The organism is Desulfuromusa kysingii (assembly GCF_900107645.1).
GTDB lineage: Bacteria > Desulfobacterota > Desulfuromonadia > Desulfuromonadales > Geopsychrobacteraceae > Desulfuromusa > Desulfuromusa kysingii.
On record NZ_FNQN01000001.1, the window covers coordinates 81550 to 93476 of the forward strand.

General features: G+C 48.2%; 12 protein-coding genes. 4 read left to right on the forward strand and 8 right to left on the reverse strand.

The window, feature by feature from the left end; all coding sequences use genetic code 11:
• Positions 1-35: 35 nt before the first annotated feature.
• The 6 genes from BLU87_RS00420 to BLU87_RS00445 form a co-directional block, all read right to left on the reverse strand.
• A complete protein-coding gene (locus BLU87_RS00420; RefSeq protein WP_175498220.1) occupies positions 36-653 on the reverse strand; it encodes a GDSL-type esterase/lipase family protein in 618 nt (205 codons plus the stop codon).
• A 16-nt stretch (positions 654-669) separates the two neighbouring features.
• On the reverse strand, positions 670-3198 hold the full coding sequence (locus BLU87_RS00425; protein ID WP_092343965.1) for a helicase C-terminal domain-containing protein: 2529 nt from the start codon (positions 3196-3198) through the stop codon (positions 670-672).
• Between the two features lie 147 nt (positions 3199-3345).
• Positions 3346-3654 carry a hypothetical protein gene (locus tag BLU87_RS00430; protein ID WP_092343966.1) on the reverse strand — a complete coding sequence of 103 codons (309 nt, stop codon included), beginning with the start codon at positions 3652-3654 and terminating at the stop codon, positions 3346-3348.
• A 12-nt stretch (positions 3655-3666) separates the two neighbouring features.
• On the reverse strand, positions 3667-4584 hold the full coding sequence (locus BLU87_RS00435) for an electron transfer flavoprotein subunit alpha/FixB family protein (RefSeq protein WP_092343967.1): 918 nt from the start codon (positions 4582-4584) through the stop codon (positions 3667-3669).
• A gap of 9 nt (positions 4585-4593) precedes the next feature.
• The gene (locus tag BLU87_RS00440) at positions 4594-5367 is read right to left on the reverse strand and encodes an electron transfer flavoprotein subunit beta/FixA family protein (RefSeq protein WP_092343968.1); all 774 of its coding nucleotides are present in this window, start codon (positions 5365-5367) and stop codon (positions 4594-4596) included.
• Between the two features lie 23 nt (positions 5368-5390).
• The gene (locus BLU87_RS00445) at positions 5391-7373 is read right to left on the reverse strand and encodes a heterodisulfide reductase-related iron-sulfur binding cluster (protein WP_092343969.1); all 1983 of its coding nucleotides are present in this window, start codon (positions 7371-7373) and stop codon (positions 5391-5393) included.
• 208 nt (positions 7374-7581) lie between these two features.
• Here BLU87_RS00445 and BLU87_RS00450 point away from each other — a divergent pair, with 208 nt between their 5' ends.
• The 3 genes from BLU87_RS00450 to BLU87_RS00460 all read left to right on the forward strand — a co-directional run bounded on the left by BLU87_RS00450 (position 7582) and on the right by BLU87_RS00460 (position 9082).
• Complete coding sequence (locus tag BLU87_RS00450) at positions 7582-7992, forward strand: helix-turn-helix domain-containing protein (protein ID WP_092343970.1); 411 nt, start codon at positions 7582-7584, stop codon at positions 7990-7992.
• A 2-nt stretch (positions 7993-7994) separates the two neighbouring features.
• Complete coding sequence (locus tag BLU87_RS00455; protein ID WP_092343971.1) at positions 7995-8393, forward strand: acyl-CoA thioesterase; 399 nt, start codon at positions 7995-7997, stop codon at positions 8391-8393.
• A gap of 242 nt (positions 8394-8635) precedes the next feature.
• Positions 8636-9082 carry a hypothetical protein gene (locus BLU87_RS00460; RefSeq protein WP_092343972.1) on the forward strand — a complete coding sequence of 149 codons (447 nt, stop codon included), beginning with the start codon at positions 8636-8638 and terminating at the stop codon, positions 9080-9082.
• Positions 9083-9112: 30 nt separating this feature from the next.
• Here BLU87_RS00460 and BLU87_RS00465 read toward each other — a convergent pair whose 3' ends face one another.
• Entirely contained in the window at positions 9113-10345 is a 1233-nt protein-coding gene (locus tag BLU87_RS00465; protein ID WP_092343973.1) for a hypothetical protein, read from the reverse strand.
• A gap of 202 nt (positions 10346-10547) precedes the next feature.
• On the opposite strand from BLU87_RS00465, the gene BLU87_RS00470 reads away from it, so the two are divergent.
• The gene (locus tag BLU87_RS00470) at positions 10548-11426 is read left to right on the forward strand and encodes an AsmA family protein (RefSeq protein WP_092343974.1); all 879 of its coding nucleotides are present in this window, start codon (positions 10548-10550) and stop codon (positions 11424-11426) included.
• Here BLU87_RS00470 and BLU87_RS00475 read toward each other — a convergent pair whose 3' ends face one another.
• On the reverse strand, positions 11427-11798 hold the full coding sequence (locus BLU87_RS00475) for a winged helix-turn-helix transcriptional regulator (RefSeq protein ID WP_092343975.1): 372 nt from the start codon (positions 11796-11798) through the stop codon (positions 11427-11429).
• Between the last annotated feature and the right edge of the window lie 129 nt (positions 11799-11927).

The window sequence follows — 11927 nt, forward strand, 5'->3', positions numbered from 1 at the left end:
CTGAGCGAATAAATTGTGTGTTGCCCCTGTAACGGTTAGTGCAGGGCTCCATTTTCGTCTAGCAGATCGGCAACCGCCTCAGCCAGTTTTTTATAACCCTGCTCATTGAGGTGGATCGGATCGCTTTTATAGTGGTTGTCAGCGAGAAGATTTTTGAGCGTGCCGGAGAGTAACGGAATCTTCAGTTCGTCGGCCAGTTCCTGATAGAGCGGTACATCTTCAAGCCCGAAACCAAGCTGCGGAACAGCAATCATAACGACCTCAATGTCACGTTGATTCGCAGCTTCGTACATATAGCGCAAGTTGGTTTTTAGTTGCTGACGATCCAGTTTACGGAGGATATCATTACCTCCGTGGCAGATGATCAGCAGTTCGGGTTCGAACTGATCAAGCACCCCTGGTAAGCGTGTGACCCCTTCTGCACTGACTTCTCCAGAAACGCCAGCATTGACCACTTTACGGGCAATAAAGCGATTCAATTGCGCGGGATAGCTCGATTCAGACCGGGTTCCGACACCAGTGGTCAAGCTGTCACCGAATGCCAGAACAACATCATTCGGTCGCAGAAATGATAAGGTGCCTGCCCCTTTATCACAGGCAACGAGCAGAAAACACATGCATAAACTGAAAATCAGGGTGGTTAGAGATTTCATCGTTTCTTCTTTCTTGTTATGAGTAGTCATCAACAAAAAAACGTCCAACTTCAGTAAAAACCTCATCACTGAGACCACGGACAACCCGCGCCGGGGGCAAGGAGCGGAGAAACATCCGTCCGTAGCCTTTTTTTACCACACGTGTGTCCAGAATCAAAACCACTCCGCGGTCATTACGATGCCGGATCAATCGACCAAATCCCTGTTTAAAGCGGATCACCGCTTGCGGTACGGTGTATTCCATAAACGGATCACCGCCGCGCAATTCGATCGCCTGTGCTCGGGCTTCCAATACCGGCTCCGTGGGAACCCGGAAGGGAAGCCGGGCGATGATGACCTGTTCCAGTGAGCGGCCTGGGACATCGACCCCTTCCCAGAAGGAATCGGTGCCAAAGAGGATGCTGCTCTCATCTTCAGCAAACCGTTTGAGTAAACGGTGGCGATTCTCCTCTCCCTGACGCAAGCAACGTAAACTTTGTGCTTCAAGGATCGGGGCTAACTCATCATGGACCTGACGCAACAGTGCATAAGAAGTGAACAGGACAAAGCTGCGTCCTTGGCTGCATAACAACGCTTTCTCCACGGCATCACGGACAGCTTCAGAAAAGCCGGGTTTGCCCGGTTCCGGCAGGTCTGTTGGTATCGCAACTAAAGCCTGATGTTGATAATCGAAGGGAGAATCAAGGGCTAACTCGACTAAGCGGTCGGGTTCGACACGATCAAGGCCAACGCGAGAATGGAAATAGCCAAATGCGCCTGCGATGGTTAAGGTGGCGCTGGTCATAACTAAGCTACGCAAACGTTGATAAAGGGCCTGGTTCAGACTTTCTGCAACTTCCAGAGGGGCCTGACAGAGGCTGGTAATCAGCCCTTTGTTGCGACCAATCCGTCCTTCACGAACTTCAATCCAGATACAACTGTTTTTAGACGCAGCTTGGAAGGAAGCCAAATCAGCGGTAATCCCTTCAAGTCGTCCGGAAATACCGCGCAGGTCAACCAGTGATGAATTTAATTTTTCGGCTACGAACTCAGGGAGATCTTCTGCTGTGCGCAACAGTCCTATCAGACCTTGTGCCAACTCTGAACTGGCAACCCGTAACCGTTCAACTCGTTTACACAGTTCCAGCCAGATGGTTGTCTGCATGAAGTCCGGTAAGATCCGGTGCTTCAACTCAAATTTTGCACTGACTTTTTTGCCAAGAAATTCAGGGAGTTCTTCAGCAATACTCTGAAATTCCTCCAGCGCCAGATCCAGCAATTGTTGCCGCTGGTTGAGGAGCGATTCGATTTCTCCATGCAATGTGCGGTAGAGTTGGTCCAGTGAATCGGGAAGTTCCTGAGATAATTGGTCGAGGAAGCGTGGCAATAACCCCTGATTCAGCTTACGTGGATGACGTAACCGATTCAGCACACGGGAGAAGGTAAACCTTGTCAGCTGTGAAGAGAAATAGCTGGTGGCGACATCTTCAAGGTGGTGCGCTTCATCCAGAATCGCCCGTTCAAAGGGGGGGAGGACCGCAGTCGCTGAGTAGTTGTCAGTCTGCTGCCGCAATGCCAGATCAGAAAGCAACAAAGCGTGGTTGACCACCAGAATATCGGCTCGAGCGGCCTGTCGCCTAGCCTTGTGAAAAAAACACCGGCTGTAATATTGACAGCGAACCCGGGCACATTGATCGGCCTCGCAACAAACCTCTTCCCACGCCTGATAGCTGGGGATAAAAGAGAGATCTTCTTTAGAACCGTCTCCGGTGTTTTCAGCCCACTGGAGGATTTGCTGTAACTCTTCCACTTGCTGTTGGTCAAACAGGCCCAGTTCACGCCCGGCCGTTTCTCCCCGTCGCAAGCAGAAGTAATTGCTCCGCCCTTTGACCAGAACCGCATAAAATTCTATCCCAGTGGCTCTTTGCAAGAAGGGGAGATCTTTACGAATTAATTGTTCCTGCAGATTGATGGTCCGGGTTGAGATCACCACCCGCTGCTGATTGGCTCTTGCCCACAGGAGGGTTGGAACCAGATAGGCGAGACTTTTTCCGGTTCCGGTTCCGGCTTCAACAACGGTCAATTGTCCCTTGTTAAAGGCATCAGCAACCGCGAAGGCCATCTGTAGCTGTTCCGGTCGATCTTCATAGTCGGGAAGTTTCTGTGCGATGACGCCATCGGCACCCAATAATCCAGCGATTTCGGCAGGATCAAGCTTTTGAGTGTCTTTTTCCGCAAAGGCTTCGACCACGCGGTAAAGGTTGTCGACACGATTATCGATGATATAAAAACCAACCCCTAAAGCGCCAAATTGTGCTGCGATTTCAATGTCCGCACCTGAAGGACGCAGGACGCCACTGGGGTGGTTGTGGAGAACAACATCACCATAGCTGCAAGTTTGGAGGATTGCGGGGACAGCATTCTCTGACCCCCGAGCCAGGACTTCGACCTGAACAATCCGCCGTTCCGCATCAGTCTGTCCAAGGACAAAGACTTCGTTGCCGTCAGCTTCTTTTATGGCATAGCGAAGTTGATCGATACTGTCAGGGGAAATATAATTCAACATAGCGGGCGATTATAGAGGAATAGGAGGGATAAAGGGTAAGGAAATCTACAAAAAATGGATCTAAACCTGGATCCTGAAGAAGATCAATTGACATGAGTTGTTTCAGAGGCCAGCTGTGAATAACGCAACAGCTGACCTCTGAAGTGATCAACTTTTTCCACAAGCGGTAAGAAATTGTTGCAAAATATCGGGCTTATTGGACTTGATTGCCCCGGAAAGGAAATCCTTTAACCCCGGTTTATACCCTTCGTTCCACACCCGTTGAAAGAATTCTGCGCTAGTTTTACAAACGCAGTCAGCCTCATCAACCGTCCTGCCATTTTCAACCTGACAGCCGGAAGACGACATCAGCACAGTTTTTTTCACCTCACCGATAGAGAAGTAGATCGACACCGCAGCACTCTGTGGATCGGGGTGACAGGTTTGGGGAATTTCTGCAAAAATTTGTTCAATCATGTTTCCCCTCCTTTAGAGTGCGTTTAGTTTTTCGGTCAAGATCGGCACCAGTTGCTTCAGATCGGCAACGGCTAGAACATCCGCAATCTCTCCGATAGGGGCGTCTTTATCGGTGTTTATGGCGAGCACAAACTCTGATTTCTTCATTCCCGCCAGATGCTGAATGGCCCCTGAAATGCCGCAGGCAACATAAAGTTTCGGGGTGACGGTCTGTCCCGTCGTCCCCACTTGGCGGCTTGGATCGGCCCATTCGGCATCCACCACCGGGCGACTGGCACCATATTCACCTTTAAGAGCTTTGGCCAGATTTTCAATCATCGCCAGATTCTCTGGTTTGCCAATTCCGCGTCCGGCGCTGACAATGATGTCGGCTTTGGAGAGATCGACGCCGCCAGTTTCAGCTTCTTCATAGCCAGCAAACTGAATATCTCCATCGGCAGCGACTTCCACTTTGATCACCTCAGGGGTTCCGTCAGGGTCTTCAGCGGGGGTAAAGGCTCCACCTTGCAAGGTCACGACAGAGATGTTCGTCGTGGCTTTGACCCGGCGACGCAATTTTGCATTACAGGACGGGACCACCAAGTGACCATCTTTGATTTCGACGACTTCTGAAATTTGAGCGGCTTTTAAAGCTAACGCGATACGTGGCGCCAGATCCCAACCATATGATGAATGCGGCAGGACCACCATTGATGGCTGCTCTTTCTCAATGACTTCTAGAATCAACTGTTTATGCTGACTGGGGTTGAATTCACCAATTTTGGTGCTGTCGGCCAGATAGAGTTTGCCCTGATAGTGGGGCAATGTTGTTTCGGAACCTACCAGAACCATGGCGCTTTCTGCGCCAAGTTGCGCTGCAAAATTAATCAGTTCACTGCTGCTGGCAAGTATTTTTCCATCTCTATATTCTGCAACAAGTAATGTTTTCATCTTTGCCTCCTATGCCAACGCTGTGGTTTTTTCTTTAAGGATCTGGATTAACTGGTCAGCAAGATCTGCTGGATCCCCTTCGAGGATCAGTCCACCACCTTTTTTCTCCGGGGGGGCAACCTGGAGGACTTCGAGCAGCGATGGTTGCGGATTAAGATCATCCACGGGAGTCGAGATCAATTCCTTCTTTTTCGCTTTCATGATATTGGGCAAGGTTGGATAACGTGGAGTATTCAGACCGAGCTGACAGGTGACCAGCGCTGGGGTGGTACAGCTTACTTTCGCCTTGATGCCCCCTTCCAGCTCCCGTTTGGCATTGATAGTGCCATCAGCGTAACTGAACTCAACCAGAGTTGTCAGACTGGGGATCCCCAGCATTTCAGCAACGAGAACACCAACTTGACCGCTGCCGCGATCCTGAGATTGCATCCCAGTAAAGATCAGATCAAAATCTTTGTCTTTGGCATATGCAGCAATCAGGGAAGCAATCGTATAGGGATCTTTAAGGTGGCTTGCATCGTCAGCAATATGGGCGCCTCGGTCACATCCCATGGCCAAAGCTTTTTTCATGGTTTCTTTCACTCGGTCAGAGCCAATGCAGAGCACGGTCAGATCTGCTTCACCGACCTGTTGCTTCAGTTGCACTGCTTGCTCAACCGCGTATTCATCGTATTCATTCATCCGCCAGGCCAAATCGGTTTCTTCGTACCAGTTTCCGGCTGCGTTGACTTTGAATTTTGATTCCATATCGGGAACCTGTTTTATGCAGACAAGTAGTTTCATTGGCATTCTCCTTTGAAAAATAATCAAGCAAGTCGTTCAACTAATATTTCCGCCAGATCTTTAGATTGCAGTTGTCCGTCGAGTTCAGCCCCCTTGATCCCGTCTTCAAACATGGTGAGACAGAAGGGGCAGTTTGAAATCAGCGTTGGCGCTCCAGTGTCTGCAGCCATTTGCGCCCGTTTCTCACTGATCCGGGTGCCGATGTTTTCGTCGGCAAGGATGCGGCCACCACCGGCACTACAGCAGAAGGATTCTGCGCCTGATTTTGCCATCTCGGTTAAGGTTGCCCCTGCAGCTTGTAGCAGAGTTCGTGGCGCTTGGTAGATATCATTATACCGTCCCAAATAACAGGAGTCGTGATAAGTGCAGTCAAAGGGTTGCGACTGAATTTTTAACTGTCCTTGTTGTAGTAGATTGGCAAGAAACTCGGTGTAATGAGTGACGTTTAGATCCAATCCCAAGTCACGATAGTCTTTGTTCAAAGTATTGAAGCAGTGGGGACAGGTGGTGACAATCTGGGTGACCCCATAGTTTTTGAACTGTTCAATATTGTCACTGGCCTGCATCTGATAAAGGTATTCATTGCCCATCTTGCGCATCGGTTCACCGCAACATTTTTCTTCTTTGCCGAGGATGCCGACCTTCACCCCTGCAGCATCGCAGAGTTGAATGAAGGCTTTGGCGATGGTTTGATTGCGCTTATCGAAAGAGGCATAGCAGCCGACAAAGTAGAGGACATCGACGTCACGATTCTCCTCGAGAGTGACAACCGGAAGCCCTGCGGCCCAATCGCCACGGCTGGCAAACGCGAGCCCAAAGGGATTGCCATTGACTTCGGTGTTCTCCATCGCAGTGGTGACCTCTTCGCCTGGAAACTCGCCTTCCATTAATACCAGATTACGGCGCATATCAATGATCTTGTTGACATGTTCAATATCTGCGGGGCAAATCTCTTGACAGGCACGACAGGTTGTGCAGGCCCAGAGGACATCCTTGGTGATCGTTTCTGCCAGATTTGCGGTGGGGTTTTGGGATGCGACGTCACCAAGCTGCTGCACCAATTTCATAGGTGACAGTGGTTTGTCTGTCGCCCAGGCCGGACAGCGATCCTGACACCTTTTACAACTGGTGCAGGCGTCGGCGTCAAAGATATCCTTCCAACTCATATCGGTGATTTGGGCGGCGCCGAAACTTTCAGCTTCTTCATCTTCCATGTCCAGAGTTGGGACCCGACCTTTCGGGCCGAGATCGGTCAACAGATAGTTGGCGCTGGTGGTAAAAATATGGCGTAGCTTTGTGAACGGGATGATCGCAATAAAGATAACCACCATAAAAAGGTGCAACCACCAAAGATTACTATGCAGGACGCGGACAGCTGGTTCCCCCATCCCGTAAAGAGCTTTTGCCACCCATAGACCAACGGGAGACCATGCCGCCAGTGGTGTGCCGATTTCAGTGACAGCGATTCTGGCCCCTTCGATCAAAAAACCGCTGATGAGAATGAGCAACAGCAAGCCATGCATAATGAAATCGTCTTTTTTATTCTCCAATCCCGCAGGGCGAACAATATAACGGCGTATCAGCAGGCCTATCAGCATGATGATCGCGATGAGGCCAGCAATATCAAGGATGAGGGAGAAAAAGAGGTAAAACGATCCTTTTAGAAATTTGATGCCGAAGAATAGATCGGTGAAATCTGCTTGAAGAAAGATCAGGCAAGTACCGAGAAAAAGGATAAAAAATCCCCAGAAAAACAGGGCGTGTGCTGCCCCCGGACCACGGACGTTAAGAACCTTGCTTTGCAAGAGAACGTTCTTGATCATTGTGGTTATCCGTAGTGGCAACTGATCTGTCCGGTTCAAGGTTTGCCCCTGTTTGTAAATTTTGCTACGCTGTAAAAAAGCGTAGACAAGGACTCCGATTGCTGTAAGACTTAGCAGGTACATTGGTATTAACGTTATGGCCCCATGACCAACATTCCAATAGATTTCCCTTGTGTATTCCATAATTACCTCATGACCTCGGAAGTCAAAATCATCAATATTCTTCTTTTTAGCATGCATCTTACGTAAAGGTTAATAGTAAATATAACAGCATTCTATTTGATTTTCAACCAATCAAATACTCTGCTTATGCAAGTAGTTATGCCAGCATTGACAGAGCAGAAGTAAGAGTGATATTGATATCGAAAATATTACGTAAAGGTTATCTATTATGCAAACGGCAGCAGAAAAATCAATTCAAATTGGACAATTAGCAAAAAATCTGGGGATCACCACCCGGACGATCCGCTATTACGAAGAGATTGGTCTGATGGGGCCAACTGAGCGTTTAGGCGGTGGCACCCGCACCTACAACAGAGATGATGTCCTGCGTCTGAAATTCATTCTCAAGCTGAAAGAACTTGGAATCTCATTGAAAGAGATGCAACAGTTGGCAGAAAACTTTGATGTCAATCAACAGTCATTTGGAACAATGACTCCAAAGTTACTGGAAATACTGGATGTCCACATTGGTAAGGTGGATCAAAAAATTGCGAACCTGGCCTCCTTACGCAAGGAGATTGTTGATTATCGCACCCGCATTACTGATATTTTGCAAGGGAAAGCAGAGGAAGTCCGTTAATCGTGGAAACTTATAAATTTAATACTCCGATTGAAGTCCGTTTTGCCGATCTGGATGCTTACGGGCATGTCAATAATGCTCTGTTCTTCACCTATCTGGAAACGGCACGGGTAAAGCTGTTTCAACAATATTTCGGGGCCTTTCTGGGCAGTGAGTTGATGTTTCTGGTGGTGCGCGCCGAATGTGATTATCGGCTGCCGATTGAGTTGACCGACCATCTTGAAATTGCTATTTCAATTGATCAGGTCAGACATTCCAGCTTTAATTTTGGCTACAGGATGCACAACGGCGCCGGGAAAATTTTTGCAGAAGCGAAAACTGTTATGGTCTGCTATGACCCCAAAATAAAAAAACCGGTCGCTATCCCCCCTGAAATTAAAACCTTCTTCACCCAGGAGTGATCCTCCCCCCTCTCCTTCGTCGCTTACTGTGGACAACAGGGCAACAATATTGATGCTGATATGTCTCTTACTTGGTATTGATTTAACTGGAAATATCCCTGATACTAGTAGCTTCTGTACGTTGAGAGTTTCATTGGATGGATGGTTCGATGATTAGCTGATGACATGTGATGGCCTTCAGTTGTCGTCGAGAAAGAATTCAAGAGTCGTAACCGTAATCAATAGTGATGAGGGAGGAAAAAATGAGGACACTTTTTGTAACTATTCTGGCAACCATGATTTGTTTCGGAACTCTAGTAGCCCAGACCCAGGCTGCTGATAATTGGTATAAGTTTTCTGCTCAAGAAGCTATGGATAGCTCTCTGGGCAATGACAAGTTGCGACCGGAGATCCGTTTGTACATGAAGGGACAGAAACATCCGGGAATCGTAAAAAAAATGGGTGAATACAAAGCGAATAAACGCACTAACGGGTTCGGTAAATCCGCTCAACAGGTTTGTGAGCGAGCTTTTATCTCTGCGTTGATGGCTTTGCAGGATCGTGCAGTGCGAGAAGGTGGCAATGCGGTTATTGATATCTATACGATTACCAAGAATATCGAGTTTGAAAGTGCCACTGAATATTCATGCATTAAAGGTGGAGTTGTCGGTAATGTCGCTTTAATGGGGACAGTCGCAAAAATTAAATAAGGTGATGGTCAATTTTTGAGCAGATGGAACTTAAACTCCATCTGCTCCTGTCAAATTTTCCCATAACTTTTCATAGGGGAGCAGCAAAAAGTCGATGCTCAGCCGTTCTCGGCTCTCTGTGAGGAGAAACCCCCTCTTCAACACTTCCTGTTCGATCCCTTTCATGTGTAAGGCTCCCCAGGGGATAACAATAGTGTCATATTTAGCTAATGCCTTTGGCAGGTAACTGACGACGGAGCGATTCCGTTTGACGATGAGATCATTCATGATGATGTCATTGATATGGTCAGGGACATGCGTTTGGGCCCACTGGTTGAATTCCAGATAACCGGTGCTTAAAGAGTCTGCATTGAGGATATATTTCGCCAGGGCGTTTAACACCTCAAGGGTGCGCGGGTCAAACCGCTTCAGGTCAATATCTGCCGGGAGGAGGTCAGGAGCGTCACCGCTGGCAGTTGTCTCCAGATCCAGATCAATCACATCAATCCGGTTGCTGTTAAAATTCATCTTTTCTTGTGATGTCAGTCCCAACAACTTGGCAATATTTGCGTAATTAAAGTGTTCAGTCATTAAGCCGTCAGTATCGGTGACCCCCTCTGCCAGAATAAGAGTACGTGTCCCTGAAAACGAATCTGTCAGGTCGGAGAAGTAGTCTTCCTGTCCCAGATGAATCATCCCTGTCAGCCTGATCTGCTTATCACCTTGCTGGTAGATCCGTTCCGTCATGTAGAGACCGTTAGGTTTTAGTTGGACAAAACCTGCGGTCTTGGTTTCGATCATGTGGTCGACGAAGGAATAACATATCAGAATGAACATCAGTGGCAGTACCACTGAATTGACCAGGCAAAAGCGGAGCAGATTTTGTCCACTGAAGGCTGGACCGGCGAACTGGCTCGGGACCAGAAATTGACTTTTACGGTTGATCTGCTGGTTCAATTGCAGCATCAAAAGACAAAGGGCGAGTTGTCCGCAGGCAAGATACAGGCGGATAAACTTACCGTCATCCATAGCCAATGGCCAGTAGCTTACCAGATCCCAGAATATCCAGAGGTAGAGAGGAAAAAGGATGATCTTAGGTAGGTGGCGGTTGAAAGCCAGCCCCAGATACACAATTGCACCGACCAGGAGGCAGGTTAGCCAGGCGAAGCGATGTACTCCGGCGAGGATAGAGGTCGCGAAGAACAGTTGTAGCAGTTCGTCGGCGATAGCGAAGATTGCGGATAAAATGAAAAATAACAGAAATAAATTGGCAAGTTTCCTCATTGTTTTTCTCGTGGCTTCCTCTAAGGGTTCGAGAATAACTGCTATGATATTAGCAGTCTAAGATTTTTTGAAACCATATTGTGATTCAGTTTTCAAGTCAATCTCCATCCGTACGAGCCGTGCTGACTTCAGGGCGTTTTTGTAGTCGTGGGTATTGGTGTTATACTCTAGCTTGAATTCTAATTAGAAACGGAGGACGTTCATGAAGGCTCTTTTTAAGTTGTTAGTTGCTTTGCTGGTTGTTGTCGTTATTGCTGCGGCTGGTGCTTTTTTCTATATTGATGTCATCGCCAAGAAGGCGATTGAGCAAGGGGGTGAAATGGCATTGGGGGTGCCAACTCGCCTTGATGCTATTCATATTTCACTTTTGGGTGGTGAGGCCTCTTTGAGTGGTTTGGATGTGGCTAATCCCACCGGGTTTAAAGCCCAGACGTTTATGGGGCTTGGGAAGGGTGAGGTCGCGATTTCCCTCGGGTCGTTGTTGGGAGATACCGTTAAGGTCCCACGCGTCAGCCTGAGTCGCATCCGGATCAATTTGGAGCAGATGGGTAAAAAAAATAACATCGATCCAATCCTGGCCCGGACCAAGAGTTTGAGCAGCGAAAAAGGGAAAACCAGCCCACCGCCAGCAAGCAAGGATGGGAAGAAATTTATTATTGAATACTTCTCTCTTGACGATGTTCAGGTCGACGCCAGCCTTGAATTGCTGGGGCAAGTATCAAAAGTTAATTTGGTCCTGCCGAAGATTGAACTGCGCAACCTGGGGGCTGCAGAACAAGGGTTACCCATGTCCGAGTTGATCCAGAAAATTGTTCAGGTCGTCCTCAGTGCCGCACAGGAAAGCTCTGGGCAACTCTCTCCGGCGCTGGCAAAACTGCTGGCCGGGGAACTGGCCGACCTTGATAACATTAAGGCTGAGGTTGTCGGTCAGGCAAAAGCTCAGGTCGAAAAGCAGGTGGAAGACTTGCAACAGAAAATCAAAGCAGAAGTACCGGAGGAACTGGCTCCAGCAATTGATAAAGCTGTTGATGAGAAAGCCGGTAATCTGTTGAAAGGGCTGCTTAATGATGACAAAAAATAACTAGACTTCGATTCGTTTCAGGGTGGGAGCGCATTCAACTGCAGCGCTCTGCTCTGTTGCGATCAAGTAGTCTTTACCCCACTGGCACATCAGCTGCAGGATTGGGACGACGCTCTGCCCCATTGGCGTCAAGGAATATTCAACTCGCGGTGGAACCTCTGCGTAAACTTTGCGATGAATCAGTCCGTCTCGTTCCAATTCCCGGAGTTGCTGGGTGAGCATCTTCTGGGTGACCTTAGATAGGCGGCGCTGCAACTGACTGAAACGTAGAGTTTTGAAGCTCAGCTGCCAGAGGATCAGCGACTTCCACTTGCCGCCAATGATGTCAAGAGTCACTGAAACCGTACAACGATAATTTGTGATTTCTTCCATAACGCTTTTATCTCTCCATTAGTATCCTTTTTGATACTACCATACAAAAAAGTGGGTACTTGTTTTTATCACTGTGACTCAAGTAGTTTTATTGGCAAGTCAAACGAAAGTCAATTTTTTCTTGCAAGG

Excerpts from the sequence above, each read along its gene's own strand:
- BLU87_RS00420 (WP_175498220.1), bottom strand. The coding sequence starts at position 653 with ATGAAATCTCTAACCACCCTGATTTTCAGTTTATGCATGTGTTTTCTG.
- BLU87_RS00425 (WP_092343965.1), bottom strand. The coding sequence starts at position 3,198 with ATGTTGAATTATATTTCCCCTGACAGTATCGATCAACTTCGCTATGCC.
- BLU87_RS00430 (WP_092343966.1), bottom strand. The coding sequence starts at position 3,654 with ATGATTGAACAAATTTTTGCAGAAATTCCCCAAACCTGTCACCCCGAT.
- BLU87_RS00435 (WP_092343967.1), bottom strand. The coding sequence starts at position 4,584 with ATGAAAACATTACTTGTTGCAGAATATAGAGATGGAAAAATACTTGCC.
- BLU87_RS00440 (WP_092343968.1), bottom strand. The coding sequence starts at position 5,367 with ATGAAACTACTTGTCTGCATAAAACAGGTTCCCGATATGGAATCAAAA.
- BLU87_RS00445 (WP_092343969.1), bottom strand. The coding sequence starts at position 7,373 with ATGGAATACACAAGGGAAATCTATTGGAATGTTGGTCATGGGGCCATA.
- BLU87_RS00450 (WP_092343970.1), top strand. The coding sequence starts at position 7,582 with ATGCAAACGGCAGCAGAAAAATCAATTCAAATTGGACAATTAGCAAAA.
- BLU87_RS00460 (WP_092343972.1), top strand. The coding sequence starts at position 8,636 with ATGAGGACACTTTTTGTAACTATTCTGGCAACCATGATTTGTTTCGGA.
- BLU87_RS00465 (WP_092343973.1), bottom strand. The coding sequence starts at position 10,345 with ATGAGGAAACTTGCCAATTTATTTCTGTTATTTTTCATTTTATCCGCA.
- BLU87_RS00470 (WP_092343974.1), top strand. The coding sequence starts at position 10,548 with ATGAAGGCTCTTTTTAAGTTGTTAGTTGCTTTGCTGGTTGTTGTCGTT.
- BLU87_RS00475 (WP_092343975.1), bottom strand. The coding sequence starts at position 11,798 with ATGGAAGAAATCACAAATTATCGTTGTACGGTTTCAGTGACTCTTGAC.